The following is a 24,956-nucleotide window of genomic DNA, read 5'->3' on the forward strand; positions in this document are numbered from 1 at the left end:
GTTAAGTGCCGTAGCGCCGATGGTACTGCGTCTTAAGACGTGGGAGAGTAGGTCATCGCCAAACCTAATAAGTTCCTGATATTAAGTATCTCTCGACGATGAACAGAATAACAAAACCGCCGCAGCTTTAAAGCTGCGGCGGTTTTGCTTTGTAAAACTACTCTTTTTTCGAGTTGTTATGACGCCCGGTTACTGCGCCTGCGGCTTCCCATCCGCTTGACCCCGCCCAACGCCCTGTCACAGTGACGTCAAAGTCGGCGGCTGGGAGGCAGGACATGGATATTGAGACGCTTTTTGGGCTGGAGGGGAAAACCGCGCTGATCACTGGCGGCGCCACGGGCATCGGGCGCATGGCGGCTGAGGCATTGGTACGGGCGGGCGCGCGGGTTTTGCTGGCCAGCCGGACCGGAGAGGCCTGCCAAGCCGTCGCGGAGGAGTTGAATGCGCTAGGCGCCCGGGGCAGTGCCGAAGGTTTCGCCGGTGATGTCGGCAGCGAAGGGGGCGTTGACGCGCTTGTGGCCGAGGTTCAGGCGCGCGGCGACCGGCTGCATATTCTCATGAACAACGCGGGCGTGACATGGGGCGCGCCGCTGGGGCAATTCCCCTTCCGGGCATGGGAAAAGGTCATGGACGTGAATGTTGCCGGCCTTTTCGATTTGACGCAAAAGCTGCTGCCGCTGCTACGGTCCGGGGCCACGGCGGATGATCCGGCACGGGTCGTAAATGTAGGCTCGGTCATGGGCGAGCGCGAGATGGGCGACGGAGCCTATAGCTACGCCGCCTCCAAAGCGGCGGTGATCCACCTGAGTAAAATCCTCGCCAAGGAACTGGCCGGGGAGGGGATCACAGTGAACGCGCTGGCGCCCGGGCCATTTGTGTCGCGTATGACGGCCTTCGCCACCCAAGATGAGACCACACGAGAAGCCGTGGGCAATGATGTCCCGCTTGGCCGTGTCGGCCGCGATGAAGATATCGCGGGCTGTATGCTGTTTCTCTGCGGGCGCGGCGGGGCCTATGTCACCGGGGCGGTGATCCCGGTTAGCGGCGGCATCAACGTGATGTCAGGCCCCAATATTTTTGAAAGAGCATTGTCATGACCAATACGAAAGTTCAGACGGAGAGCGCCCATGCGTGACGATAGCCATTTACCCCAAGCCCTGCGCGGGCTGCGCCTGCCGCTGGTCGCCTCACCCATGTTCATCCTTTCGGGGCCTGAGTTGGTTATCGCACAGTGTAAGGCTGGGATCGTCGGGTCTTTCCCGGCATTGAATGCCCGCGAGGCCGAGGGCGAGCGGCCGCTGCTTGATGCGTGGTTGACCCAGATCACCGAGGCTTTGGACAAGCACAATCAAGAGAACCCGGACCGGCCTGCGGCGCCTTTTGCGGTGAACCAGATCGTGCACCGGTCTAACAGCCGGTTGGAGCGCGACCTTGAAATTTGCGTAAAGCATCGGGTGCCGATCTGGATCACCTCACTCGGCGCGCGGGTGGAGGTTAACGAGGCCGCGCATTCCTGTGGCGGCGTGGTCCTGCATGACATCATTAACAACCGCTTTGCCCGGAAGGCGATTGAGAAGGGCGCCGATGGGCTGATCGCCGTGGCCGCCGGGGCCGGGGGGCACGCGGGGCCACAGTCTCCCTTTGCGTTGATCCGCGAAATTCGCGAATGGTTCGATGGCCCGCTTCTGCTCTCGGGGGCTTTGGCCACGGGCGAGGGGCTCTTGGCCGCGCGCGCTATGGGGGCGGATTTGGGCTATATGGGCTCGGCCTTTATCGCCACGCGTGAGGCCAACGCCGTGCCGGGTTACAAAGACATGATCGTGGCTGGCGGCGCGGATGACATCGTGATCTCCTCGCTCTTCACCGGGGTCTCGGGCAACTATCTGCGGCCTTCGATTGAGGCGGCGGGGATGGACCCGGACAATCTGCCATCGGCGGATGCCTCTTCAATGGACTTCGGCTCCGGCTCCTCCAAGCCCAAAGCGTGGAAGGAGATTTGGGGCGCGGGGCAGGGCATCGGCGCGGTCAAGCAGATCGGCGGGGTGGCTGAACTGGTGGATCGGATCGAAGCGGAATACCGCGCCGCCGGTGCCCGGTTGGCCGCGGAGTTTGCGCAATGAGCACGGATACACAAACCTTGGATGAGGCGGCGGTCTGCCGCTGGTTGGAAGCAAACCTGCCGGGCTTTGCCGGGCCGCTTGAAGTGACCAAGTTTCAGGCGGGCCAATCGAACCCCACCTTCCTGCTCTCGACCCCTGCGCATGACTATGTTCTGCGCCGCAAGCCCCCGGGAACGCTGTTGAAATCTGCCCATGCAGTCGACAGGGAGTTTCGGGTGCAACGGGCATTGGCCGACAGTCAGGTGCCGGTCGCGCGGATGCATCTGCTCTGTGAGGATGAGAGCGTCATCGGCTCGATGTTCTATGTCATGGACCATGTTCCGGGCCGCAATTTCAACGATCCGACCCTGCCGGAACTCACCCCGGCGGAGCGCGGCGCGGTCGTGGATGAGATGAACGGGGTGCTGGCCGCCTTGCATGAGGTCGATATCGACGCGGTTGGCCTGTCGGACTACGGCCCGCCGGGCAACTATTTTGAGCGGCAGGTGGGGCGCTGGTCAAAGCAGTACCGCGCGTCCGAGACAGAGCCACAGCCCGATATGGATGCGCTGATGCAGCGCTTGAGCACGGAGGTGCCCGAGGATGACGGGCAGCGCACGCTGGTGCACGGGGACTACCGCATCGACAATATGATCTTTGATACCCATGGCACGGCCTGCCGCGCGGTTTTGGATTGGGAGCTTTCCACAATCGGTCACCCCTTTGCCGATCTCGCCGCCGTCATCATGCAATGGCAGATGCCCGTAGGGACCGAGGGGCGCGGCTTGGCCGGGGTGGACCGCAAGGCGCTTGGCCTGCCGGCCGATGCGGAGTTTATCGCCGCCTATTGCCGCAGGCGCGGGCTGAAGGGGATCGACAACTTCGGCTATCACCTCGCCTTTTGCTTTTTCCGCATGGCCGCCATCATCCAAGGCGTGCTGAAACGCGCGTTGGAAGGCAATGCCTCAAACCCCGAATATGGGCTGAAATTGGGGCAATATGTCCCGGTTTTTGCGCGCCACGGGCTAGAGGCGCTGGATCGCGATCGCTGACCGGGCAGCAAGGCTTTTGGTGCTTGAGCTTTGGGACGAAAACCTGTTGCTAGGGCCGGAACACCCGGCCTGAAAGGATGACCCATGACAAATGCTGCGCGGCAATTGCTTGATCTGTTGGATATCGAACAGCTTGAGGTCGATCTGTTTCGGGGCACGGGCGCGGGGGGCGAGACCTCGATGCGGATCTTTGGCGGCCATGTCATCGCGCAGGCGTTGATGGCCGCTTATCGCACGGTGCCCGAGCGCGCATGCCATTCGCTTCATGCCTATTTCATCCGGCCCGGGGATCCGAAGATACCGGTGATCTATCAGGTCGACCGCGCCCGGGATGGGGGTAGTTTCACGACCCGGCGGGTGGTGGCGATCCAGCATGGCAAGCAGATCCTGAACCTGTCGGCGTCTTTCCAGGTGGAGGAAGAGGGGTTTGACTGGCAGCATGAGATGCCGCAGGTTTCCGCCCCCGAAAACTGGCCGGACCGACCTGAGTTGCGCTCGGCTTTTGCCGAGAAGCTGCCCGAAAAATATCGTGGGGACTTTCTGCGCGAGCGACCCATCGAGATCCGGGAGGTCGAGCCACGCGATTTCATGACGCCCGAAAAGGTCGACGACCGCAACTACCTGTGGTTCCGCATGGCCGCGGCCGAAGGCCAGAACCCGGTCATGCAGCACGCGCTTTTGGCCTATGCCTCTGACATGAACCTGCTGGGCTCGTCGCTGCGACCCCATGGGCTGACGTGGTTTCAGGGCAAGGTGATGACGGCAAGTCTGGATCACGCCATGTGGTTTCATGCGCCGATCCGGTTCGATGAATGGCATCTTTACGCACTGGATGCGCCCTTTACCGGTGGGGCGCGCGGGTTCAATCGCGGGATGATCTACAATCAGAATGGTCAGCTGGTGGCGAGCGTGGCGCAAGAGGGGCTGCTGCGGCCGATACGGCCTAAGGGTGAAAGCTAAAAGCGGAGCGTTCTAGCCGTCGTTCGGTCCCCCGAACCGCCGGTTCAGCTTGCGCATTCCACCAATCCAGCGCTCATAGTCCTGCGCCTTTCCGCGCATATAGTCGCGGACCTGCGGATGCGGCAGCACCAGAAACACCTCATCGCGGATCGCCTGCACGCAGGCGTCGGCCACGGGTTCCGGCTCAAGCATGCCGTCGATCGCGGCGACATGATCCTCCAGCCCGCGCATCATTTCGGTCCGCACCGCCTGCGGGCAAAGCACAGAAACCTTGATCCCATCATCGCCATAAGTCATCGCCAACCATTCAGCGAGGCCAACGGCGGCGTGTTTCGTCACCCCGTAAGGCGCGGCCCCGACCTGATTGAGCAGACCCGCCGCCGAGGCGGTGTTAAGCAAATAGCCTCCGCCCCGCGCGCGCATCAGCGGCACCAAATGCCGCGCGGCGCGCACATGGCTCATCACGTTGAGCTCCCAGATGCGCTGCCAATCGGCATCCGGCACCTCGACCCCGCCCTCGACCGAGATGCCAGCGTTGGAGCAGAATAGATCAATCGGCCCGATGTCACGCTCAACGGTTTCGATCAGCTGGGCGATCTCGGCCTCGCGTGCGACATCGATGCGAAAGCCCGTGCCGCCAACCTCGGCCGCCGTCGCCTCGGCCCCCGGGCCATCGATATCCACACAGACCAGATGCGCTGGCGCCTCCTTGGCAAAGCGCAGGACCATGGCCCGCCCAATGCCGCTGGCCGCCCCGGTGATGACGATGACGCGTCCCTCGAGGTCCATATTAGCTGTCGCCGTCAGAGCCGCGCGTGTTCGACGCCTGAAACGCCTTCACCTCGGCCCGCGCGATGACCTGATGGTGCACCTCGTCCGGCCCATCGGCAAAGCGCAGAGCGCGCTGCCACGTGTACATGCCCGACAGCGGGCTCCACTGGCTCATCCCCGTGGCGCCATGCACCTGCATCGAGGCGTCGATGATCTCGCAGGCTTTTTCCGGCACCAGCGCCTTGATCATGCTGACCCAGATGCGGGCCTCTTTGTTGCCCAAGACATCCATCGCCTTGGCCGCTTTCAGCACCATCAGCCGCATCGCTTCGATGTCGATCCGCGCGCGGCTGATGGTTTCCATGTTCTTGCCAAGGTCGATGATTTTCTTGCCGAATGCCTCACGGCCCAGCCCGCGCTCAATCATCAGGTCCAGCGCTTTTTCCGCCGACCCGATGGAGCGCATGCAGTGGTGAATCCGCCCCGGTCCAAGCCGCACCTGACTGATCTCGAACCCGCGCCCTTCGCCCCAAAGCACGTTCTCACGCGGCACGCGCACATCGGTAAAGCGGATGTGCATATGCCCGTGCGGCGCATCGTCATGGCCAAAGACATGCATCGGGCCAAGGATCTCCACCCCCGGCGTGTCCATCGGCACGAGGATCTGGCTCTGCTGGCGGAAGGTTTCAGCCTCGGGCGAGGTTTTCACCATGACGATCATAATCTTACAGCGCGGATCGCCCGCACCGGAGATATAGAATTTCTCGCCATTGATGACCCAGTCGTCGCCATCCAAAACCGCGCTGGTCGAGATATTCCGTGCATCAGAGGAGGCCACATCAGGCTCTGTCATCGCAAAAGCAGAGCGGATTTCGCCCGCGAGCAGGGGCTTCAGCCATTGCTCTTTTTGCTCAGGCGTGCCGACACGCTCCAGCACCTCCATATTGCCGGTATCGGGCGCCGAGCAGTTCAGCGTTTCCGGGGCCAGCGGGCTTTTGCCCAGTTCAGCGGCGATATAGGCGTAATCAAGGTTCGCCAGCCCTTCGCCCGTCTCGGCATTGGGCAAAAAGAAGTTCCACAACCCCGCTTCTCGCGCCTTCTGCTTGGCCCCATCGAGCAATTCCAATTGACCCGGCGCATAGGACCAACGGTCGGCGCGGCCTTCGCCAAGGCGAAAAAACTCCTCGGTGATCGGATCGACATTCTCGCGGATGTGCTTGGTAACAGCGGCCAAAAGCGGCTTGGCCTTTTCCGACATTTCGAGATTGTTCATGTCCAAAGTCTGATCGATCATCCTATGCTCCCGGTGATGATGGTTCGCGGTGCCGCCCGGCTCCTCCGCTGGGCGTTCCTTTGGGGCGAGCCTATGCAATCGTTGCAGGCTTGCCAATCACGGGCAGGGGGCACCACGCTTTACGCCGCGTCATTACGGCGTTGAAACCCGCGCGCAGGCGCTTAAGTTCAGCATATGACAGATGCATTGATCAAAGACGTTCTCACCCGCACCCGCCGCATCGCGGTGGTCGGCGTATCCCCCAACCCGGCGCGGCCCAGCCACTATGTCGCTGAATATCTTGCACAAAAAGGGTATGATGTGGTGCCAGTGAACCCCGTGCACGCGGGCAAAGAAGTCTTCGGCAAGACCATCGTCGCGACATTGGCCGAGATTGATCCGCCGGTGCAGATGGTGGATATTTTCCGCCGGTCCGAGGATGTGCCCCCCGTCGTGGATGAGGCGCTCGCGGCGTTTCCCGATCTGGAAACGATCTGGATGCAAATGGGGATCACCAATGCCGAAGCCGCGGCCAAGGCCGAAGCCCGCGGCGTGGATGTGATTCAAGACCGCTGCCCCAAGGTTGAAATCCCGCGCCTGCTGGGCTGAGCCTAGTTTCGCGCGGCCTTTTCTGCGATGCCCGATGTCGACTGGCGCCGCGCCAGTTCGTCCAACACATCGCTAAGCGGCACATCACGCGCCGCCAGCATGACGAGCAGGTGATAGAGCACATCCGCCGCTTCCGAGGTGAGCCCCTTCGGATCGTTCTTTACCGCCTCGATGATCGCCTCAACCGCTTCTTCGCCAAACTTCTCGGCACATTTTTCGGGCCCTTTGGCCAGCAATTGCGCCGTCCAACTGCTTGAGGGATCAGCGCTTTTCCGGCTCAGGATGGTGGCGTAAAGGTCATCAAGCGTCATGAAAGCCTCATTGGAATGCCTGCTGCGGCCATATGCTGCTTGGCCTCATGCACGGTGTATTCGCCGAAATGAAAGATCGACGCCGCCAGCACCGCCGATGCGCCGCCTTCGATCACCCCATCAACGAGGTGATCCAGATTGCCGACCCCGCCCGAAGCAATCACTGGCACCGAAACCGCATCGGAAATGGCGCGGGTCAACGGCAGGTTGAAGCCCTGTTTGGTGCCATCGCGGTCCATGGATGTCAGCAGAATTTCCCCCGCGCCCTTGGCCGCCACGGTGTGCGCAAATTCGACCGCGTCGATGCCCGTGGACTTGCGCCCGCCATGGGTGAAAATCTCCCATTTGCCGGGGCTGACCGTCTTGGCATCAATGGCGCAGACGATGCACTGGCTGCCGAAATGATCCGCCGCTTCGGCAATCACATCCGGGTTCGCCACGGCGGCGGAGTTAAAGCTGACCTTGTCGGCCCCCGCCAAAAGCAGCGCCCGCACATCTGCCACGGTCCGCACACCACCGCCCACGGTCAGCGGGATGTAGCAATGCTCGGCCGTGCGGGTCACCAGATCGAACATCGTGCCGCGGTTTTCATGGGTGGCATGGATATCGAGGAAACAGAGCTCATCCGCACCCGCCGCATCATAGGCGATGGCGGCATCCACCGGATCGCCCGCATCGCGCAGGCCGACAAAGTTCACGCCCTTGACCACGCGCCCATCGGCCACGTCGAGACAGGGGATGATGCGGGTCTTCAGCATGGCTCAGCCCTTCAACATCTTCATGGCTTCGGTCAAATCGATCGCGCCGTCGTAAAGCGCCCGACCCGAGATCGCCCCCTCGATCACCCCGGTGTCGCGCAGCGCCGCTAGATCTTCGAGCGACGAGACCCCACCCGAGGCGATCACCGGGATCGAAACCGCCCGCGCCAGATCGGCCGTCGCCTCGACATTCGGCCCACCCATCGCGCCATCGCGCATGATATCGGTATAGATAATCGCGGCCACGCCCGCGTCTTCAAAGGATTTCGCGAGATCGGTGGCCATGACATCGGTCTCCGTCGCCCAGCCCTTGGTCGCAACCCGGCCGCCCCGTGCATCGATTCCCACGGCAACATGACCGGGGAAGGCGGCGGCGGCCTCGCGGACCAGTTCAGGGTTTTCTACAGCAACGGTGCCCAGAATAACCCGGGCCAAGCCCTTATCCAGCCAGCTTTCGATCGTCGCCATATCGCGAATGCCACCGCCCAATTGCGCAGGCACCTTGCAGGCTTTCAAAATTGCCTCGACCGGGGCGGCATTCACCGGTGTTCCGGCAAAGGCGCCATTAAGATCAACCAGATGCAGCCATTCGCAGCCCGCCTCGACAAAACTCAACGCCTGGGCGGCAGGGTCGTCATTGAAAACGGTGGCGCGGTCCATATCGCCATGCACGAGGCGCACGGCCTGACCGTCTTTGAGATCAATAGCGGGGTAGAGGATCATGGCCGGGCCCTTGTTTTGAACGTTGGCTTCCTTTTGCACGTCGCCAAGGATTTTGCAACGCGACCCTAGGTCAGTCTTGCCCGAAAGAACGTTGTGTCTAACACTAAACCCAGATCGGGAGGAGAGATCATGAAACAGTTTTTTGCAGCGGCCCTTTTGGGCCTTGGCCTGACAGGTGCCGCCCATGCGGCGGATCCAGCCGTCGGTACTTGGCAAACGCAGGTGGATGACGGCGCCTATGCCCATGTGAAAATGGCCCCCTGCGGCGGGGCGATCTGCGGCACCATCGCGCGCACGTTCAACGACAGCGGTGAGTATAAATCACCCAATATCGGCAAAACGCTTGTCATCGATATGAAGCCTCAGGGCGGCGGCAAATACGCCGGTAAAGTATGGCGCCCTTCGAACGGCAAAATCTATATCGGCAAGATGGACGTCTCGGGCAAATCGCTTAAACTTTCGGGCTGCGTCGCGGGCGGGCTGATCTGTTCGAAACAGACCTGGGCGCGCATTAAGTAAAGCCGCTGCATCAATACCTAAGTCAGAAGGCGCGAGGAACGATCTCCGCGCCTTCTTTGCGTTTTGCGGAAGGCAAGGGCAGCGCAGAGGTATTTGTAAAAGGATGAAGTTAAAGAGGGTCTTTCTTCAACTTCATCCTTTCTTAAATACCGTCCGACGCTTGAACAAGCGCGGCGCTGGTTAAGGCGTCCAGTTCAGAAAGTTCGAGATCAGCCGCAGGCCGGTGGTCTGGCTTTTTTCCGGGTGAAACTGCATGCCCAGCATCGTATCGCGGCCGATGACAGCGGTGACCTCGCCGCCGTAATCGACATGGGCCAGCCGTTCGGCAGGGTCTGCTACAGCCATGTGGTAGCTGTGCACGAAATAGGTGTGATCACCGGTGTGCAACCCGTTGAAGACCGCATGGTCATGATCGATCACCAAGTCGTTCCAGCCCATGTGGGGGACTTTGAGTTTCGGGTCCGCGGGGTTGATCTGGGTCACCTCTCCGCCGATCCAGCCCAATCCCGGGGTGTCTTTGTACTCGCGGCCCATGCTGGCCATCAGTTGCATACCGACACAGATGCCGAGGAAGGGCCGGCCCTTTTCTTCGACCGCTTCGACCATGGCGTCATAGAGGCCACCGGCGCCTTTCAGCGCTGCCATGCAGGCCGGGAAGGCGCCATCGCCGGGCAGCACCAGACGGTCGGCGCGGGCGACGACCTCGGCGTCTGAGGTCACGGTGACTTCGCCTGCGTCATTTTCACGGGCCATACGCTCAAAGGCTTTGTGGGCCGAGTGCAGGTTGCCGGATTCGTAGTCGATGATTGCTGTCAGCATTGGCTTACAAGGCGCCCTTCGTCGAGGGGATGGCATCCGCTTTGCACGGGTCGGTTTCAAGCGCCTCGCGCAGGGCGCGGGCGACGGATTTAAAGGCCGCTTCGGCGATGTGGTGGCTGTTGAACCCGTGCAGCGCGTCGACATGCAGGGTGATGCCGCCGTGGGTGCTGAGCGCTTGGAAGAACTCACGCACCAGTTCGGTGTCGAATGTGCCGATGCTGCTGGTGGGGAAATCCACGTTCCAGATCAGAAACGGCCGTGCAGAGAGGTCGAGCGCGCAGCGGATTTGCGCGTCGTCCATGGCCAGCAGGCAAGACCCGTAGCGGCGGATGCCGCGTTTGTCGCCGAGCGCTTGGGTCAGTGCTTGGCCCAGCGTGATGCCTACGTCTTCGACCGTGTGGTGATCATCGATGTGCAGATCGCCTTTGGCGCGCACGGTGATATCGATCAGCGAGTGGCGCGACAATTGGTCGAGCATATGGTCAAAGAAACCCACGCCGGTCTCATTGTCATAGCGGCCACTGCCGTCGAGATTGATCTCGACCGTGATGTCGGTTTCGGCGGTGGTGCGGGTCAGGGTGCTGCGACGCATGGGGCATCTCCGAAGGCAATTGCTGCGCCCTTATAGCAGGGCATGCCGCCGCGCCAAGCCCAAGCGGTGAAGCACCTTTAGCCGGGGCTGACGCGATCGGGGATTGCGGGGGCAGGGCCCATATGTCAGCTTGAACCAAATCCCAGAAAGAGGCGCGACATGACCACCTGCGTATTCATCCAGATCCGCTGCCGACCGGGCACGACCTATCGTGTGGCCGAGGAAATCGCCTTGCGCGAAATCCATTCCGAGCTTTATTCCACCTCTGGTGAATATGACCTGCTGATGAAGCTTTATATCCCCAAGGGGGAGGATGTGGGCGTTTACATCAACGACAACCTCTTGGACATCGAAGGCATTGAGCGATCCTTGACCACGATGACCTTCAAGGTCTTTTGAGGTGCCGCGCAGGTTCTCTCTAACGGCGGTTTCGGTTTTTGCTTTGTCCCTTGGCGCGCTGGCCCATCCCGGCATGGCGACAGCGGACACACGGATCTATGAGGGGCGCGAGGCCGCCGCTTTGCGCTGCGCCAACACGCTGGCCCTGACGGCTGTGGCGCTTTCTTCGGCGGAGCTGATCGGCGAGGGGGAGAAAAACGTGATGCTGGGCGTCACCGTGCGCATCCTTGACCGCCATGTTGAGGGCAGTTGGGCCCAGAAACGTGCGGCGATGGAGGTGATGCGCGACCGGCGCAGCGTACCGGACACATTGGAGGATTACCGCCGCATCGCCGAGCGTTGTCTGGTGCAATTCCCCATCAACTGAATGCAAAAACCCGCCGGTGAGGCGGGTTTTTATGAGGTCTCTTTTGGCTCAATGCGCGGCGGAGACGGAGGGTTTCTCGGGCGGGGCGGTGTCGAGTTTCACCTTCTGGCGCATTGCCACACGGCGAATGGCGCGGTCAAATGTCTTTCTGACCCGCTGGGTGCGGCTGGCATTGGGCTGGATCGGGCCGCCCACGGAAAGCATTACCGACAGCGGGCTGTTGTCATCATAGCGCAGGTCCATCCCGTCAAGCTCACCTTGAATGAGCACTTCGATCTCGGGCCATGCGGGCAGGCTGTCGCCGGTCACGATGCACAGCAGCGTGCCAGACCCATTGTGGGTCATCAGCAGTTGCGGGCAATCGACCACTCGCGCGATCGCTTGGGCGGCAGAGGTAACGGCGCGGGCGAATTCGCGGGTGTTGCAGGTCGCGTAAAGCTCATCGATATGTTCGATCTTCACGGCGAAGACCTGACAGATATCAAGGTGTTGGCGCGACAGTTGTGACAGGTAATTGCCCAAAGAGAAGGGCAGCACCAACTGCTCGACCCCGTTGATATGCACAGGATCGGCCAGCGCAAAATCATGGGCGCCGGGCTCTCCTGCTTCTTTCAGATGACGCGGGTCAAGGCGCGGGGCACGCTGGGTGTTTTCCAACATCCGCTCGGCGATATGCACGCGGGTTGCGATGTCTTTTACATCGAAAGGTTTGGTCACATAGTCGTTGGCCCCAGCGGCAAAAGCGCTTTCGATCGCGGTCGCGTCGGCGCGCGAGGTCACCATCAAGATCGGCGTGTCTTGATAAGTCTCTAGCACGCGGATGCGGCGGCACAGGGTGATGCCGTCCATTTCTGGCATTTCGATATCCAAGAGCAGACAATCAAAATGGTCTTTGGTGTTTTCGAGCAGTTCCAAAGCGGCAGCGCCTGACTCGGCCAGTGTCAGATAGGGATAATCAGCTTCGCGGAAAACGACGGGCAGCAATTCGCGAATGAAAGGGTCATCGTCAACGGCAAGAATTTTCATTTTTGGCACCTCTTTCGTGGGGCAGACGGGCAGTCCGGGTGTCTTAATAATCTGTTCACATTTAGTCGCATAAACCCGGCGAAATTGTGACGTTGCTGCACTAATAGCTTGTTCCGTTCCGTTAATTATTAACCATATTTTGAAGTTCCGCGAAACCATTGAATTTGCAGCCTGGGGCCGCCGCTCCCTCTTGTTTTCCCGCATCGCGGGAGGTGATTTGGCGGATACCGTGCGGAATTCTGGGCGCAGAGAGTCGGAATAAAGAGCCAAAACGGGGCGAGAATATGCGGTTCTTGTGATCCTGGGGGCTTTTGCGCTGCGACTCGCCTTCACGCTTGGGTGATCGAGAGAAACTTTATTGGATGTCGTGCGTTGCGCGCCGTTGCCGCCTACCGCCGCAGTCTGCTCGGCTGAGGCAGGAACCGTGAGGGGGGCCATGTTGATGCGCTTGCTGGGCGATATCTTGGCGGAATTTCTGCAAGCGCCGCGCTAGCTGCAGGCGAGCGACGTTTTCGTCATTCCCCCGGGGATGGTGGCGCACTTTGCCCACTGGTCGCCCGACCTCGAATTGATTGAAGCCGGGCTACGCGGCGATTTCTCGACACCTCTCTTAGCCTAAGCGCGCGGCGACCTCAGTCTGCACCTTTTCGGCAGCGGCCTCTTTCACAGGGCCGTAGCCGCGGATCTCCATCGGTGCGGAAAGTACCGCGAGCGCCTCGTCATGGGGCAGGGCCGGGGCCTTGGCCATGACCGCCTCGTACCAGTCGATCAGCCCGACCTCCAGCTTGCGATCAGCGCCATAGCTGAACGGGTCGGCCCATGTGCCGCGCAGGGGTTTCATCGCGGCCAATAGGTCAAAGGCACGCCCCATCCACGGGCCAAACTTGCGCTTGTTGGGGCGTCCGCGGCCATCGCGGCCGGTGGGCCATGCGGGCGGGGCGAGGTGGTAGTGCACCTTGTAGTCGCCCTCGAAACTATCGGCGATGCGATCCTCAAAACCGCTTTGGCGGTGCAGGCGGGCGACCTCGTATTCGTCCTTGTAGGCCATGAGTTTGAACAGCGATTTCGCCGCGGCGCGCAGCAGGTCGTCCGACCCCTGCGGCACCTTCGATGCCAGCGCGTCAAGCTTTTCCTTGTAGCGCTGGGCATAGGCAACGTTCTGGTAGCCGGTGAGGAACTCCATCCGCCGCGCGATCAAGCTGTCGACACTGTCATCGGGCGCGGGCGCCGGGGCAAAATGCGCCTCAATCGCCTCGGGGTTTGCGGCCATGACCCGGCCAAAGCCAAAGGCGGCGCGGTTCTTGTCGGGCACCACGCCATTCAACTCGATCGCCTGCTCCAACGCGGTGAGCGAGACCGGCACAAGCCCCTTCTGCCACGCATAGCCCAGCATCATCACATTGGCGAAGACCGCGTCGCCCATCAGCTTTTCGGCCATGGCGTTGGCGTCAAAGGCACTGAGGTTCTCAGCTCCCACAGCCTGCGCGATAACCGCTTCGCGGTCGTCGATGCGCAACTCCGCGTCGCGGTTGAGCACCAGATCGCCGGTCGGCATCTCGGCGCGGTTAAGCACGATCCGCGTGCCGCGCCGGTAGTGGGCCGAGGCTTTGGGCGCGGAGCTGACCACCATGTCGCAGCCGATAACCGCGTCGGCGCCGCCCTGATCGATGCGCACCTGATGCACGTCCTCGGGGGTTTGGGCGAGCCGCACATAGCCCAGCACGGTGCCGAATTTCTGTGCAAAGCCGGTGAAGTCCAGCACGCTGGAGCCCAGCCCTTCGAGATGCGCCGCCATGGTGATGAGCGCGCCCACGGTGACAACGCCGGTGCCGCCGACGCCGGTCACCAGCAGGTTAAAGGGCTGGTCGAGTTGGGGCAGTTCAGGCATCGGCAGCTGCGCCGAAAGGCCCGCCACGTCCAGCCCGGCCCCAGAGCGTTTGCGGCGGTTGCCGCCCTCGACGGTGACGAAAGAGGGGCAGAACCCATTGAGACAGGAGTAATCCTTGTTACAGGTCGATTGGTTGATCTGCCGCTTCGTGCCGAACTCAGTTTTCTTCGACTCAACGCTTAGGCAATTGGATTCCAACGAACAATCGCCGCAGCCCTCGCAGACCAGATCGTTGATCATGACGAATTTCTTAGGGTCGTCCATCAACCCGCGCTTGCGCTTGCGGCGTTTCTCGGTGGCGCAGGTCTGCTCGTAGATCAGCACTGTGACGCCCGGAATATCGCGCAGCTCGCGCTGTACGCGGTCAAGCGCGCTGCGGTGATCAAATGTAGTGCCGGCAGGGAAATCACCCTTCTGCAACAGTTCGGGCCGGTCCGAGACCAGCGCGATCCGCGCCACGCCTTCTGCGCGGCAGGCCTGCGCGATGGCGGCGACAGAGACAGGGCCATCGACAGGCTGCCCGCCGGTCATGGCAACGGCGTCGTTGTAGAGGATCTTGTAGGTGATGTTCGTCTTTGCCGCGACCGCTTGGCGGATGGCGAGCGAGCCGGAGTGGTACCAAGTGCCCTCGCCAAGGTTTTGGAACACGTGTTTGCCTCCGTTGAACATCGAGGTTGCGATCCACGGCACGCCTTCGCCGCCCATCTGGGCAAAACCGGCCGTCTCGCGGTCCATCCACGAGGCCATGACATGGCAGCCGATGCCGGAGTTGGCCTTTGACCCTTCGGGCAGTTTGGTCGAGGAGTTATGTGGGCAGCCCGAACAGAAGTAAGGCGTGCGGGTGGCGCCGGGGACGTTTAGCAGCACGGGCGGCTGGTCAGTCAGGGCACGGGCCTTTTCCAGCAGGTTCTCTTCGGGGAAGAAGGCATTGAGCCGCGCGGCAATAATCGGCAGCAGTTTGAGCGGCGACAGCTCGCCAGTCCAAGGCACTAACTCCTCAAGGTTTTCGTCATGTTTGCCCGCCATCCGCGCGGGTTTGGAGCCGGGCCAGTCATAGAATGCCTCCTTGAACTGGCTTTCGATGATGCCGCGTTTCTCTTCAATCACAAGCACTTCGCGCTTGCCCTTCACGAAGTCGAGCGCATCGTCCAGCGCCAGCGGCCAGACCATGCCGATCTTGTAGATGTCGATGCCGAGGCGGCGGCAGGCAGCCTGATCAAGGCCCAGAAGCCGCAGCGCTTCCATCGTGTCGAGGTGGCCCTTGCCGGTGGTCACGATGCCGAAAGAGGCGTCCTGCGTGTCGTAGATATGCCGGTCAATGGGATTGGCGCGCATGAAGGCCTGCACCGCGTCGAGCTTGTGGTGCAGCCGCGTCTCGATCTCGGGGGAGGGGAGATCGCCCAACCGCACATGCAGCCCGCCCGGAGGCGCGGTGTAGTCAGGCTGGTTGAACACGCGGTCGGGCGTCAGCGTCACCGATGCGCCGCTTTCCACGGTTTCCGAGATTGCCTTGAAACCCACCCAAGTGCCCGAGAAGCGTGAAAGCGCGATGCCGTATTCGCCGAACGCCTGATATTCGGCCACGCTTGCTGGGTTCAGCGTTGGCATGAACCACGACATGAAGCCCACGTCGGACTGATGTGGCATGGAGGACGAGACGCAGCCGTGATCGTCGCCCGCCACCACCAAAACGCCGCCCTTGGGCGCGGAGCCGTAAGCGTTGCCATGTTTCAGCGCGTCGCCCGAACGGTCCACCCCCGGCCCCTTGCCGTACCACATGGAAAAGACGCCCTCGACCTCCGCCTGTGGGTCGAGGTGGGCCTGTTGCGCCCCCAAGACCGCGGTGGCACCGAGGTCTTCGTTCACTGCGGGCAGGAACTTCACCCCCGCCTTGGCCACCCGGTCTTTGATGCGCCAGTATTCCAGATCGAGCCCGCCCAAGGGGGAGCCGCGGTAACCTGAAACGAAACCGGCGGTGTTCAGCCCCGCCTCGCGATCACGGCGGGCCTGATCCAGCATGATGCGCACCAACGCCTGCGTCCCGGTCAGGAAAACGCGGCCTTCGGTCTGATCATAGCGGTCGTCGAGTTTATAAGTGGTAAATTCGCGCGGTTGGTCTGTCATGGGGGTCTCCTCACTTGGGAGTATACCGCAGGGGGTCCGAATTTTGGCTCCGGTTTTGCTGGAGAAATGGGTGAAATCCGGGTAATTTATCCATCAAAGTTCCGTTTGGTGAGGGAATTAACCAATGAGTGAAATGGATGCGACAGACCGCCAGCTTGTGTTTCTGCTCCAGCAGGATTCGCGGCTGCCCAATGCGCAACTTGCCGAAAAGCTGAATATTTCCGCCTCTGCCTGCTGGCGGCGGGTCAAGGCGTTGGAGCAGGCGGGGGTGATCAAACGCTATGCCGCGGTGGTCGATCCAAAGGCGATGGGGCTGGGGTTTGAAGCGATGGTGCATGTGCATCTGACCCGGCATGATGCCTCGGCTCTTGCCAGTTTCATCCGTGCGATCCAAAGCCGGACGGAGGTGACGGAGTGTTTCGCCACCACGGGCCAAGCGGATTATCACCTGCGCGTTCTTTGCCGCGATATCGACGCCTATAACGCCTTTTTGGAAAGCTTTTTGTTCCTGCACCCGGCGGTCAATTCGGCCACCACCAATGTGATCTTGCGGCAGATCAAATCCGACGCGCCGATCACCGGCTGAAATGAACGCCGCGTGCCCCATTGGCGAAACGCGCGTGAAGCTGCGGTGTCTTTCTGAAATGGACATTTGACGCCTGCGTGCTCCATATAGACCCAAGTGATTAACCTCGAAGGAGAGACCCATGATGAGAACCCGTGCCGCCGTTGCCGTGGAAGCTGGCAAACCGCTTGAAATCATGGAGGTGAACCTTGAAGGGCCGAAACGCGGCGAGGTCTTGGTTGAGATCAAGGCAACCGGCCTGTGCCACACCGATGAATTCACCCGCTCGGGCGACGACCCCGAAGGCATCTTCCCCGCGATCCTCGGCCACGAAGGCGCGGGCGTGGTGTTGGAAGTCGGCGAAGGCGTGACCACGCTGGAGCCGGGCGACCATGTGATCCCGCTCTACACACCCGAGTGCCGCGAATGCGAATACTGCCTGTCGGGCAAAACCAACCTGTGCCAAAAAATCCGCGTGACCCAAGGCCAAGGCCTGCTGCCCGACGGCACAACGCGGTTTTCGATGCTCGATGGCACGCCGATCCACCACTATATGGGCTGCTCAACCTTTGCCAACCACACCGTGGTGCCGGAAATCGCGCTGGCCAAGGTCCGCAAAGACGCGCCCTTTGATAAAATTTGCTACATCGGTTGCGGCGTGACCACGGGCATCGGTGCGGTGATCAACACGGCCAAGGTCGAACTGGGCGCGCGCTGCGTGGTCTTTGGGCTGGGCGGCATCGGGTTGAACGTGATCCAAGGGCTGCGGATGGCAGGTGCGGATCAGATCGTCGGTGTTGATCTTAACGACGACAAGGAAGAGGTCGGGCGCTATTTCGGGATGACCGATTTCGTGAATCCCAAGAGCGTCGAGGGCGATCTGGTGGCGCATCTGGTCGAGGTGACCAAAGGCGGCGCGGATTATTCCTTTGACGCGACCGGCAACACCAAAGTCATGCGCGACGCGCTGGAATGCGCCCACAAGGGCTGGGGCGAAAGCATCATCATCGGCGTGGCACCTGCGGGGGCCGAGATTTCGACGCGGCCATTCCAATTGGTGACGGGCCGGGTTTGGCGCGGGACCGCCTTTGGCGGGGCCAAGGGGCGGACGGATGTGCCCAAGATCGTTGATTGGTACATGAGCGGCAAAATCGAAATCGACCCGATGATCACGCACAAGCTGACGCTGGATCAGATCAACGAAGGCTTTGAACTGATGCACAAAGGTGAATCGATCCGCGCGGTCGTCGAGTTCTAAACGATGGGCTGGAGGGCTGCGCGCTCTCCAGCCTAAACCTCTGCCGCGAGGGAGAGGAACTGGTCGACATTCATATAGGTCTCGACATGATCGGCCAGCGCGTCGAGCGCATCCTCCACGCCGTTTTCAAAGTCCAGCGACGAGGTCACGCCGAAACCGCTGAGATAGGCGCGGCGAAAGGCGTCTGAGCTGAAAATTCCATGCATATAGCAGCCCTGCACCCGGCCAGAGGGGGAGGCCGCGCCCTCAGCCGTGCCGTCGAAGGTGAGCCAAGCGCGGACGCAATCGGGGCCTGTGGTTTCGCCGATGTGGATTTCATAGCCCGTGAGATCGGTGCCACTGGCGGGGTGCTGGCCGGATTTTTCAGCCAAATGTTTCAGTGGGGCCATCGTCGTCTCAACGTCCAGATGCCCCAGCCCCGCCACCCGCGCTGCCGGGCCTTCAATGCCCTGCGGGTCGGTGATGGTCTTGCCCAACATCTGATAGCCACCGCACAGCCCCAGCACGTGGCCGCCCCGCCGGATATGCGCGGCAAGGTCGATGTCCCACCCCTCAGCTCGGAAAGCTTCGAGGTCGGAGATGGTTGATTTGCTGCCGACCATCAGCACCAGATCGGCGTCGGCGGGCAGGGGGCTGCCGGGCATGATCATCCGCAGGTCAACGCCGGGCTCGGCGGCCAATGGGTCGAGGTCATCGAAATTGGCGATGCGCGGCAGACGGGGCACGGCGATCACACAGCCTGAGCCACCGGAGCGGGCGCGGGCGGGCAGGTCCATCACATCTTCGGCGGGCAGGCGGTGCGCGGCGTCGAACCACGGGATCACGCCAAGGCTGGGCCAGCCGGTGCGCGCGGCGATGTCGTCGCGACCTGCATCAAAAAGGCTCCGGTCGCCGCGGAATTTATTGACGGCAAAGCCCCGGATCAGCGCGTTGTCTTCGGCATTAAGCACCGCCTGCGTCCCGACGATCTGCGCGATCACCCCGCCACGGTCGATGTCGCCCATCAGCACCACCGACACCCCGGCGGCGCGGGCAAAGCCCATGTTGGCGATATCGCCCGCGCGTAGATTGGTCTCTGCCGGAGAACCTGCGCCTTCGATCACGATTAGATCGCAGTTTTCGGCCAAGCGGTGAAAGGATTGCAGCACGGCGGGCATCAGACTGGCTTTGTTACGCCCAAACTCTCGCGCCTCTTGCTGGCCTGCGATCTGGCCTTGCACCACGACCTGCGCACCCGTGGCGCTTTGGGGTTTCAATAGCACCGGATTCATGTCCGTATGCGGCCCCACGCCAGCGGCGCGGGCTTGCAGCGCCTGCGCACGGCCAATCTCGCCCCCGTCTTCGGTGACGGCGGCGTTGTTGGACATGTTCTGCGGTTTGAACGGGCGCACGCGCAGCCCGCGACGGGTGCAGGCGCGGATCAATCCGGCAACGATCATCGACTTGCCGACATTGCTGCCGGTGCCCTGTATCATGATGGCTTTGGTCATGTCATTCTGCCCCTGTTTCGCGCAAACTGGCCCAAAATGAGCGAAGGGGAAAGAGCCGCGATGAACACGCCTGCACATTTGCTTTTGGGCGCTGCCGTGATGGGGCGGGAAGGGGCCAAGCCGTTGATCTGGGCGGCGCTCGCCGGAGCGTTGCTGCCGGACTTGTCGCTCTATCTGATGGCGGGCTTTGCGCTCTATGTCCAAGGGCTGCCGGGGAGTGTGGTCTTTGGGGAGCTTTACTATTCCAATCTCTGGCAGACGATTTTTTCGATAGATAATTCATTCATCGTCTGGGGCGCACTATTGGCGCTGGCAGTCTGGCGGGAGGCGGGCTGGGCCGTGGCGCTGACGGGGGCGGCGCTGCTGCATCTGATGTTCGACCTGCCGCTGCACCACGATGACGGGCGGGCGCATTTCTGGCCACTAACGGGGTGGATATTCGAAAGCCCGGTCAGTTATTGGGATGTGCGTCACGGCGCGGGCTGGGTCGCTCCGATTGAGGCGCTGGTCAGCACCCTTGCCGCCATTACGCTGTGGTGGCGCAGGCCCGGCTGGGTGCTCTCTTGCCTGACGTTGGCGCTGCTGCTGGCCGAGGGGCTGGCCCTGCGCAACTGGATCTTCTTTTTCGGAGCAGACTGACCGCGAGCGAAACAGCAGACACAAAAAAACGCAGCCCGAAGGCTGCGTCAATTGCTCCGCTTGGCGGATATTCTCAGGCGGCTTCGGCCTGCAGCGCGGCATTGCGGCGCTCGGACTCTTCGCGCGACAGGGCGACGGAGGTCCGCACGCCTTTGCCGACAAATTCCATCAGGCCTTCGACGACCCGCTCATTGGGGTCGATCCCGGCGCAGCTCAGCACTTCGCGGCCATCGCGCGAACGGGCCCAGCGGGCGATCTGTTCTGGGCCGTTGCCATATTTCTTGTCGTCGGCAATTGCGTCATCCAAAGCAGCAAGCACCACAGCAGCAAAGAGCTTGCGTGCGCGGTTGCCTTGCTCGTTGTTGAAAGCGGTGCCATCAACGAAATCTTTCATCTCGTCGTCCTTTCGATTATTCTTGCTCTTGTCATTCGGGCGTGGAGGCCCTTATGACGGATATCCTTTGATTCGGATACCTCTATTTAGCATACCTCCCATGCAGCTTGCGCATATCTAGTTGCCGCAGCGACGCCCGGATATCGCCCGCTTGCAGGGGACCATCCCTCCCGATATAGAGCCGGTCATCTTATCATCAACCTTATGTCGTGGTTTTGTCACATGCCCAAGATTAACGGAAACGAGATCCGCCCCGGAAACGTCCTTGAACATAACGGTGGCCTTTGGGCGGCCGTGAAGGTCGATCACGTGAAGCCCGGCAAGGGCGGTGCCTTTGCCCAAGTCGAAATGCGCAACCTGCGCAACGGCTCCAAATTGAACGAACGCTTCCGCTCTGCGGACAAGGTCGAGCGCGTGCGTCTGGAGCAAAAAGACCAGCAATTTCTGTATGAAGACGACGGTATGCTGGTGGTAATGGACACCGAAACCTATGAGCAGGTGCAGCTTGACGCCGAGCTTCTGGGCGACACGCGCCCCTTCCTGCAAGACGGCATGATGATCGTGGTCGAGTACCATGAGGCCGAGGCGCTGAACGCCCGTCTGCCGCAAAAAGTGGTCTGCAACATTGCCGAGACCGAGCCGGTCGTCAAAGGCCAGACAGCAGCGAATTCCTTCAAGCCGGCCATTCTGGAAAACGGAGTGAAGATCTCTGTTCCGCCCTTCGTGGGGCAGGACGAAGCGATCGTGGTGAACACCGAAACCATGGAATATGTCGAACGCGCTTGACGCAACGTCATCCAACGTAAGCTAGATCAGCCCCGGTTTTGCCGGGGCTTTTTCTTGTTTTGGGGCGCTCAGGTGGCAGGGCCGGGCCAAGTGACCTGCGCCTCATCCGCCTGCATCGGCCCTTTGGCGCGGTCAAACCGCAGATGCGCCAGCGCTTGGTTCCCCGCTTGAGTGAACAGCGTGCCGGCCGGTTTGCCATCTGCCGTGATCGCCGTGCCCGGCGCGGCGGTGCCGCTAACCTCGACCCGCGTCAGCCCCTTGCGCAATTCGGTCTTGTGCTTCATCCGCGCCGTGACCTCTTGGCCGACATAGCAGCCCTTGCGGAAGTCGAGCCCGTTGATCCGATCGAGCCCGGCTTCGAGGATAAACGTATCCGGGGTCAGTTCCACGCCAGTTTCAGGGATCAGATGCGCCACGCGCAGGGCGTTCCAATCGGTCGTGTCATCTGTCTGCGGTGTGTCGCGATAGGCGCGCCAACCCATTTCCGGGTGACGCGGGTCGGCCACAGCATCTTCGGGTGCGGGGCCGGTGCCACGGTGCAGGTGCAGATCGGTCGGCTCAATCGTCACCTTGGCGCGCAGCTTATACATCGACAGCCGTTGGCTCAGCATGTCGCCAAGGCTTTCGTCCACATCAAGGAGAACGCTATCGCCGTCAGCGATCAGAAAGAAATCAGCCATATATTTGCCCTGCGGCGTCAGCAGGGCGGCATAGACCGGGCCTTGGTCCAGTTTGCCAACGTCATTGGTCACGATGCCTTGCAGGAAGTCGCGGGTGTCGGGGCCGGAGAGGCGCAGAATGCGGCGCGTGGTCATGCGGTTGTCCTTTGATTGCTGGCCATGACATATAACCTGTCAAACCCATCCAAAAGGGGCAACCATGCGCGCGCCGATCTCTGTCGTCATTCCCAGTCTCAATGCAGCCGCCGCGCTGCCTGCCTGCCTTGCTGCGCTTGTCGAAGGCTTGCAGGCCGGGCTGATCCGCGAGGTGATCCTAAGCGATTGCGGGTCGTCAGATGGCACGCCTCAGCTGGCCGAAGGCTGGGGGGCCGAGGTGATCTCAGGCGCGCCCTCCCGCGGCGGGCAGTTGCGGCGCGGATGCGAGGCGGCGCAGGGGGAGTGGCTCTTGGTGCTGCACGCCGACACGGTGCTGGCGCCGGGGTGGACCGATGCGGTGCAGGATCACATGGCCCGCGGGCCAGGGGCTGCGGGGTGGTTTCGTCTGCGGTTCGATCAGCGCGGGCTGGCGCCGCGGTTGGTCGCGGGCTGGGCGAACCTGCGCAGCGCTTGTGGCTTGCCCTATGGCGATCAGGGGCTGCTGCTGCCGCGCGCGCTTTATGACGCGGTCGGCGGTTACCCCGATCAGCTGCTGATGGAGGATGTCGCACTGGCCCGCGCCCTGCGGGGCCGTTTGGCGCGGCTCGAAGGCATTGCCGTGACCAGTGCCGAGAAATACCGCCGTCAGGGCTGGCTGCGCCGCGGCGGGCGCAACCTTTGGACGCTGATGCGCTATGCAATGGGCGCCAGCCCCAACGCCCTTGCGGAAAGCTATCGGCGGTCGTGAAAAAGGGCGCGGGTTGCCCCCACGCCCCTGCTCTCAGTTAAAGAACACCGCCCCGATCCGTTGGAGCAGATTGGGCTGGCGCGCCCTTTCGCGGCGCTTTTTCGCAGAGAGGGCGCTGAGGCCGCGTGCATCCGACACCGTCTTTCCGTCGCGGAATTGCAGGCGGTAAAGGTCGGCATAGATGCCGCCGCGCTCCATCAATTCGTCGTGGGTGCCTTCATCGGTAACTTGGCCACGGTCCATCACCACGATCTTATCCGCGCTGCGGATGGTCGAGAGCCGATGCGCGATGACGATGGTGGTGCGCCCCTTGGCGAGCCGATCAAGCGCGTCCTGCACAACCTGTTCAGATTGCGCATCCAAGGCGCTGGTGGCCTCGTCCAACAGCAGGATAGGCGTGTCGCGCAGCAGGGCGCGGGCGATCACCACACGCTGACGCTGCCCGCCCGACAGGGCTGAGCCGCGCGGGCCGACGCGGGTCTCTAGCCCCTGTTCAAGCTGCGGCAGGAAATCGGCCACATGGGCGGCTTTCAGCACCCGGTCGAGTTCTTCGTCGCTGACGTTTTCGCGGCCCAGCACGATATTCTCGCGCAGGGTCTCATCAAACAACAGCGCCTCTTGCGTCACGACAGAAAACAGGCCGCGCAGGTCCGGGATGGTCATCGACGTGGTGTCGACCCCGCCGATCTGAACCGTGCCGCTTTGTGGATCGACCAACCGCGTGAGCAGGTTGAAAATGGTCGATTTCCCCGCGCCCGAGGCGCCGACAAGGGCGGTCGTATGGCCCGCTTGCGCGGTCAGGTTCAACGCATTCAGCACCTTCGTATCACCGTAGGAGAGCGAAACATCCGCCAAGGCAACGTCAGGCGGACCATCGGGCGCGGCCACGGGCTTGGCCGGGCTGCGCAGGTGCAAGGGCGCGTCGAGCAGCTCCTTGATCCGCTCCAGCGCGGCGGCGGCCATCTGCCACAGGCCGCTGATCGCGCCGAGACGGCGCAGGGGGGAGAACATGAACCCGAGCGAGGTAAAGAAAGTCATGAACTCGCCAATGGTCTTGTTGCCCGCGATGATCTCGGACCCGCCATAGACGATCACGGCCATGAACCCGATGCCTGACATGATGTCGATCATCGCCGGGATCGCGGAATTGCCAAAGGCGGCGCGAACTTCGGTGCGAATAAAAGTGCGCGTCAACTCGCGGTATTGTCGGGCTTGATAGTCTTCCAGCGCGTTGAGTTTGATCTGCACGATGCCGTGAAAGACCTCGTCCAGACGTGTCGACAGGCTGGCGCCGATGTCGCGCGCCTCACGCGAGCGGGCGCGGACGAAGCGCTGGGCGATGGCGGCAGGCAGCACCATCAGCGGCACACCGACCATCGCCAGAAGTGCCCAGATCGGATCAATCGCAATGGCGACACCCATTAGGATCACCAGCCCCACCAGATCGCGCCCCGCGCCGGTGATCACCGCGCGCCAGACATCGCTGACCGCGTTCACATCCGATTGCACGCGCTGCACAAGAAAACCGGGCGGGTGGTTCTGGTGAAATGCACCATCCTGCTGCATCATCCGGTCCAACAGGTCGATGCGCAGATCCGCCGCCGTGCGTTGCGCCACGCGGGTCAGCAGTACCTTCTGCACCACCGTGGCCAGCGCGCGCAGCGCAAAGATCGCCACCAGCACCAGCCCCACCCAGACCAGCGCACCTTGGTCGCCGCCAACAAAGACACGGTCGAACATCGGCTCCATCAGCTTGGCCAGCACGCCCAAGGTCGAGCCTTCAATGATCATGAAGATCACCGCGATGGCCATCAGGCCGGTGTGTTTCTTTAGATAGTCATGCCAAAGCCAACGCATCAACTGCGCGGAGGTGTAACTGTCATCATTCATGCCGGTGCCTGATCCTTTTGGGCAGTCGGATCCCGTGTACGAAAGCAGGGGAGGCAGGGCAAGCCGTAGCGCGGGCTGCGC

At 61.8% G+C, this 24,956-nt stretch carries 26 protein-coding genes; 13 read left to right on the forward strand and 13 right to left on the reverse strand.

Going from position 1 to position 24,956, the window contains the following annotated elements:
* The first annotated feature begins 275 nt into the window (after nucleotides 1-275).
* The 4 genes from J3456_RS08145 to J3456_RS08160 all read left to right on the forward strand — a co-directional run bounded on the left by J3456_RS08145 (nucleotide 276) and on the right by J3456_RS08160 (nucleotide 4,111).
* Nucleotides 276-1,097 carry an SDR family oxidoreductase gene (locus J3456_RS08145; RefSeq protein ID WP_349579708.1) on the forward strand — a complete coding sequence of 274 codons (822 nt, stop codon included), beginning with the start codon at nucleotides 276-278 and terminating at the stop codon, nucleotides 1,095-1,097.
* Nucleotides 1,098-1,127: 30 nt separating this feature from the next.
* Entirely contained in the window at nucleotides 1,128-2,120 is a 993-nt protein-coding gene (locus J3456_RS08150; RefSeq protein ID WP_349579709.1) for an NAD(P)H-dependent flavin oxidoreductase, read from the forward strand.
* Nucleotides 2,117-3,151 carry a phosphotransferase family protein gene (locus J3456_RS08155; RefSeq protein ID WP_349579710.1) on the forward strand — a complete coding sequence of 345 codons (1,035 nt, stop codon included), beginning with the start codon at nucleotides 2,117-2,119 and terminating at the stop codon, nucleotides 3,149-3,151. Before J3456_RS08150 ends, J3456_RS08155 begins: the two co-directional genes overlap by 4 nt.
* A gap of 84 nt (nucleotides 3,152-3,235) precedes the next feature.
* Nucleotides 3,236-4,111: an acyl-CoA thioesterase gene (locus J3456_RS08160; protein ID WP_349579711.1), complete on the forward strand. Its 876-nt coding sequence runs from the start codon at nucleotides 3,236-3,238 to the stop codon at nucleotides 4,109-4,111.
* A gap of 12 nt (nucleotides 4,112-4,123) precedes the next feature.
* Here the strand turns inward: J3456_RS08160 and J3456_RS08165 are convergent, their stop codons facing one another.
* Entirely contained in the window at nucleotides 4,124-4,900 is a 777-nt protein-coding gene (locus tag J3456_RS08165) for an SDR family oxidoreductase (protein ID WP_349579712.1), read from the reverse strand.
* A 1-nt stretch (nucleotide 4,901) separates the two neighbouring features.
* Nucleotides 4,902-6,176: an acyl-CoA dehydrogenase family protein gene (locus J3456_RS08170; protein ID WP_502989497.1), complete on the reverse strand. Its 1,275-nt coding sequence runs from the start codon at nucleotides 6,174-6,176 to the stop codon at nucleotides 4,902-4,904.
* 174 nt (nucleotides 6,177-6,350) lie between these two features.
* Between J3456_RS08170 and J3456_RS08175 the strand changes: the two genes are divergently transcribed.
* On the forward strand, nucleotides 6,351-6,764 hold the full coding sequence (locus J3456_RS08175) for a CoA-binding protein (protein WP_349579713.1): 414 nt from the start codon (nucleotides 6,351-6,353) through the stop codon (nucleotides 6,762-6,764).
* A 2-nt stretch (nucleotides 6,765-6,766) separates the two neighbouring features.
* On the opposite strand, the gene J3456_RS08180 is transcribed toward J3456_RS08175, so the two are convergent.
* The 3 genes from J3456_RS08180 to hisA are packed head-to-tail and all read right to left on the reverse strand — an operon-like array spanning nucleotide 6,767 to nucleotide 8,556.
* On the reverse strand, nucleotides 6,767-7,075 hold the full coding sequence (locus tag J3456_RS08180) for a phosphoribosyl-ATP diphosphatase (RefSeq protein WP_259948764.1): 309 nt from the start codon (nucleotides 7,073-7,075) through the stop codon (nucleotides 6,767-6,769).
* On the reverse strand, nucleotides 7,072-7,833 hold the full coding sequence (hisF, locus tag J3456_RS08185) for an imidazole glycerol phosphate synthase subunit HisF (protein ID WP_349579714.1): 762 nt from the start codon (nucleotides 7,831-7,833) through the stop codon (nucleotides 7,072-7,074). The genes J3456_RS08180 and hisF overlap by 4 nt, the downstream gene beginning before the upstream one ends.
* A gap of 3 nt (nucleotides 7,834-7,836) precedes the next feature.
* Entirely contained in the window at nucleotides 7,837-8,556 is a 720-nt protein-coding gene (gene hisA, locus J3456_RS08190) for a 1-(5-phosphoribosyl)-5-[(5-phosphoribosylamino)methylideneamino]imidazole-4-carboxamide isomerase (RefSeq protein WP_120350628.1), read from the reverse strand.
* Between the two features lie 129 nt (nucleotides 8,557-8,685).
* Here hisA and J3456_RS08195 point away from each other — a divergent pair, with 129 nt between their 5' ends.
* A complete protein-coding gene (locus tag J3456_RS08195; protein WP_120350629.1) occupies nucleotides 8,686-9,075 on the forward strand; it encodes a DUF2147 domain-containing protein in 390 nt (129 codons plus the stop codon).
* Between the two features lie 180 nt (nucleotides 9,076-9,255).
* On the opposite strand, the gene hisH is transcribed toward J3456_RS08195, so the two are convergent.
* Entirely contained in the window at nucleotides 9,256-9,894 is a 639-nt protein-coding gene (gene hisH, locus J3456_RS08200) for an imidazole glycerol phosphate synthase subunit HisH (protein WP_349579715.1), read from the reverse strand.
* 4 nt (nucleotides 9,895-9,898) lie between these two features.
* On the reverse strand, nucleotides 9,899-10,486 hold the full coding sequence (gene hisB, locus J3456_RS08205) for an imidazoleglycerol-phosphate dehydratase HisB (protein WP_349579716.1): 588 nt from the start codon (nucleotides 10,484-10,486) through the stop codon (nucleotides 9,899-9,901).
* A gap of 159 nt (nucleotides 10,487-10,645) precedes the next feature.
* On the opposite strand from hisB, the gene J3456_RS08210 reads away from it, so the two are divergent.
* Together J3456_RS08210 and J3456_RS08215 are read left to right on the forward strand one after the other, a co-directional pair.
* Complete coding sequence (locus tag J3456_RS08210) at nucleotides 10,646-10,885, forward strand: Lrp/AsnC family transcriptional regulator (RefSeq protein WP_007120503.1); 240 nt, start codon at nucleotides 10,646-10,648, stop codon at nucleotides 10,883-10,885.
* Nucleotide 10,886: 1 nt separating this feature from the next.
* Complete coding sequence (locus J3456_RS08215) at nucleotides 10,887-11,252, forward strand: hypothetical protein (RefSeq protein ID WP_349579717.1); 366 nt, start codon at nucleotides 10,887-10,889, stop codon at nucleotides 11,250-11,252.
* A gap of 48 nt (nucleotides 11,253-11,300) precedes the next feature.
* Here J3456_RS08215 and J3456_RS08220 read toward each other — a convergent pair whose 3' ends face one another.
* Nucleotides 11,301-12,278 carry a response regulator gene (locus J3456_RS08220; protein WP_349579718.1) on the reverse strand — a complete coding sequence of 326 codons (978 nt, stop codon included), beginning with the start codon at nucleotides 12,276-12,278 and terminating at the stop codon, nucleotides 11,301-11,303.
* Between the two features lie 610 nt (nucleotides 12,279-12,888).
* On the reverse strand, nucleotides 12,889-16,290 hold the full coding sequence (locus J3456_RS08225) for an indolepyruvate ferredoxin oxidoreductase family protein (RefSeq protein WP_349579719.1): 3,402 nt from the start codon (nucleotides 16,288-16,290) through the stop codon (nucleotides 12,889-12,891).
* Between the two features lie 124 nt (nucleotides 16,291-16,414).
* Between J3456_RS08225 and J3456_RS08230 the strand changes: the two genes are divergently transcribed.
* Together J3456_RS08230 and J3456_RS08235 are read left to right on the forward strand one after the other, a co-directional pair.
* Nucleotides 16,415-16,876, forward strand: coding sequence for an Lrp/AsnC family transcriptional regulator (locus tag J3456_RS08230; protein ID WP_067629340.1), 462 nt, complete (start codon nucleotides 16,415-16,417; stop codon nucleotides 16,874-16,876).
* A 124-nt stretch (nucleotides 16,877-17,000) separates the two neighbouring features.
* Complete coding sequence (locus J3456_RS08235) at nucleotides 17,001-18,113, forward strand: S-(hydroxymethyl)glutathione dehydrogenase/class III alcohol dehydrogenase (protein WP_349580020.1); 1,113 nt, start codon at nucleotides 17,001-17,003, stop codon at nucleotides 18,111-18,113.
* 32 nt (nucleotides 18,114-18,145) lie between these two features.
* Here J3456_RS08235 and J3456_RS08240 read toward each other — a convergent pair whose 3' ends face one another.
* Entirely contained in the window at nucleotides 18,146-19,603 is a 1,458-nt protein-coding gene (locus J3456_RS08240; RefSeq protein WP_349579720.1) for a cobyric acid synthase, read from the reverse strand.
* 60 nt (nucleotides 19,604-19,663) lie between these two features.
* Here J3456_RS08240 and J3456_RS08245 point away from each other — a divergent pair, with 60 nt between their 5' ends.
* Nucleotides 19,664-20,242, forward strand: a complete 579-nt coding sequence (locus tag J3456_RS08245) for a cobalamin biosynthesis protein CobQ (protein ID WP_349579721.1) — start codon at nucleotides 19,664-19,666, stop codon at nucleotides 20,240-20,242.
* Between the two features lie 73 nt (nucleotides 20,243-20,315).
* Here J3456_RS08245 and J3456_RS08250 read toward each other — a convergent pair whose 3' ends face one another.
* Nucleotides 20,316-20,636, reverse strand: a complete 321-nt coding sequence (locus J3456_RS08250; RefSeq protein ID WP_007120494.1) for a DUF6280 family protein — start codon at nucleotides 20,634-20,636, stop codon at nucleotides 20,316-20,318.
* A 222-nt stretch (nucleotides 20,637-20,858) separates the two neighbouring features.
* Here J3456_RS08250 and efp point away from each other — a divergent pair, with 222 nt between their 5' ends.
* Nucleotides 20,859-21,422 (forward strand): elongation factor P, encoded by a 564-nt coding sequence (gene efp, locus J3456_RS08255; protein WP_093740442.1) that lies wholly within the window; start codon nucleotides 20,859-20,861, stop codon nucleotides 21,420-21,422.
* Between the two features lie 68 nt (nucleotides 21,423-21,490).
* On the opposite strand, the gene ygfZ is transcribed toward efp, so the two are convergent.
* Entirely contained in the window at nucleotides 21,491-22,237 is a 747-nt protein-coding gene (gene ygfZ / locus J3456_RS08260; protein WP_349579722.1) for a CAF17-like 4Fe-4S cluster assembly/insertion protein YgfZ, read from the reverse strand.
* A gap of 64 nt (nucleotides 22,238-22,301) precedes the next feature.
* Here ygfZ and J3456_RS08265 point away from each other — a divergent pair, with 64 nt between their 5' ends.
* Nucleotides 22,302-22,985, forward strand: coding sequence for a TIGR04283 family arsenosugar biosynthesis glycosyltransferase (locus tag J3456_RS08265; RefSeq protein WP_349579723.1), 684 nt, complete (start codon nucleotides 22,302-22,304; stop codon nucleotides 22,983-22,985).
* A gap of 33 nt (nucleotides 22,986-23,018) precedes the next feature.
* On the opposite strand, the gene J3456_RS08270 is transcribed toward J3456_RS08265, so the two are convergent.
* On the reverse strand, nucleotides 23,019-24,875 hold the full coding sequence (locus tag J3456_RS08270; RefSeq protein WP_349579724.1) for an ABC transporter ATP-binding protein: 1,857 nt from the start codon (nucleotides 24,873-24,875) through the stop codon (nucleotides 23,019-23,021).
* Nucleotides 24,876-24,956: the final 81 nt, after the last annotated feature.

The sequence above is a fragment of the Sulfitobacter sp. NFXS29 genome (genome assembly GCF_040148765.1).
In the GTDB taxonomy this organism is placed as follows: Bacteria; Pseudomonadota; Alphaproteobacteria; order Rhodobacterales; family Rhodobacteraceae; genus Sulfitobacter.

Excerpts from the sequence above, each read along its gene's own strand:
- J3456_RS08240 (WP_349579720.1), bottom strand. The coding sequence starts at position 19,603 with ATGACCAAAGCCATCATGATACAGGGCACCGGCAGCAATGTCGGCAAG.
- efp (WP_093740442.1), top strand. The coding sequence starts at position 20,859 with ATGCCCAAGATTAACGGAAACGAGATCCGCCCCGGAAACGTCCTTGAA.
- J3456_RS08195 (WP_120350629.1), top strand. The coding sequence starts at position 8,686 with ATGAAACAGTTTTTTGCAGCGGCCCTTTTGGGCCTTGGCCTGACAGGT.
- J3456_RS08250 (WP_007120494.1), bottom strand. The coding sequence starts at position 20,636 with ATGAAAGATTTCGTTGATGGCACCGCTTTCAACAACGAGCAAGGCAAC.
- J3456_RS08145 (WP_349579708.1), top strand. The coding sequence starts at position 276 with ATGGATATTGAGACGCTTTTTGGGCTGGAGGGGAAAACCGCGCTGATC.
- hisA (WP_120350628.1), bottom strand. The coding sequence starts at position 8,556 with ATGATCCTCTACCCCGCTATTGATCTCAAAGACGGTCAGGCCGTGCGC.
- J3456_RS08265 (WP_349579723.1), top strand. The coding sequence starts at position 22,302 with ATGCGCGCGCCGATCTCTGTCGTCATTCCCAGTCTCAATGCAGCCGCC.
- J3456_RS08225 (WP_349579719.1), bottom strand. The coding sequence starts at position 16,290 with ATGACAGACCAACCGCGCGAATTTACCACTTATAAACTCGACGACCGC.
- J3456_RS08180 (WP_259948764.1), bottom strand. The coding sequence starts at position 7,075 with ATGACGCTTGATGACCTTTACGCCACCATCCTGAGCCGGAAAAGCGCT.
- J3456_RS08160 (WP_349579711.1), top strand. The coding sequence starts at position 3,236 with ATGACAAATGCTGCGCGGCAATTGCTTGATCTGTTGGATATCGAACAG.
- J3456_RS08245 (WP_349579721.1), top strand. The coding sequence starts at position 19,664 with ATGAACACGCCTGCACATTTGCTTTTGGGCGCTGCCGTGATGGGGCGG.
- J3456_RS08170 (WP_502989497.1), bottom strand. The coding sequence starts at position 6,176 with ATGATCGATCAGACTTTGGACATGAACAATCTCGAAATGTCGGAAAAG.
- J3456_RS08235 (WP_349580020.1), top strand. The coding sequence starts at position 17,001 with ATGAGAACCCGTGCCGCCGTTGCCGTGGAAGCTGGCAAACCGCTTGAA.
- J3456_RS08175 (WP_349579713.1), top strand. The coding sequence starts at position 6,351 with ATGACAGATGCATTGATCAAAGACGTTCTCACCCGCACCCGCCGCATC.
- J3456_RS08230 (WP_067629340.1), top strand. The coding sequence starts at position 16,415 with ATGAGTGAAATGGATGCGACAGACCGCCAGCTTGTGTTTCTGCTCCAG.
- ygfZ (WP_349579722.1), bottom strand. The coding sequence starts at position 22,237 with ATGACCACGCGCCGCATTCTGCGCCTCTCCGGCCCCGACACCCGCGAC.
- J3456_RS08150 (WP_349579709.1), top strand. The coding sequence starts at position 1,128 with ATGCGTGACGATAGCCATTTACCCCAAGCCCTGCGCGGGCTGCGCCTG.
- hisB (WP_349579716.1), bottom strand. The coding sequence starts at position 10,486 with ATGCGTCGCAGCACCCTGACCCGCACCACCGCCGAAACCGACATCACG.
- J3456_RS08155 (WP_349579710.1), top strand. The coding sequence starts at position 2,117 with ATGAGCACGGATACACAAACCTTGGATGAGGCGGCGGTCTGCCGCTGG.
- J3456_RS08165 (WP_349579712.1), bottom strand. The coding sequence starts at position 4,900 with ATGGACCTCGAGGGACGCGTCATCGTCATCACCGGGGCGGCCAGCGGC.
- hisH (WP_349579715.1), bottom strand. The coding sequence starts at position 9,894 with ATGCTGACAGCAATCATCGACTACGAATCCGGCAACCTGCACTCGGCC.
- J3456_RS08270 (WP_349579724.1), bottom strand. The coding sequence starts at position 24,875 with ATGAATGATGACAGTTACACCTCCGCGCAGTTGATGCGTTGGCTTTGG.
- hisF (WP_349579714.1), bottom strand. The coding sequence starts at position 7,833 with ATGCTGAAGACCCGCATCATCCCCTGTCTCGACGTGGCCGATGGGCGC.
- J3456_RS08220 (WP_349579718.1), bottom strand. The coding sequence starts at position 12,278 with ATGAAAATTCTTGCCGTTGACGATGACCCTTTCATTCGCGAATTGCTG.
- J3456_RS08210 (WP_007120503.1), top strand. The coding sequence starts at position 10,646 with ATGACCACCTGCGTATTCATCCAGATCCGCTGCCGACCGGGCACGACC.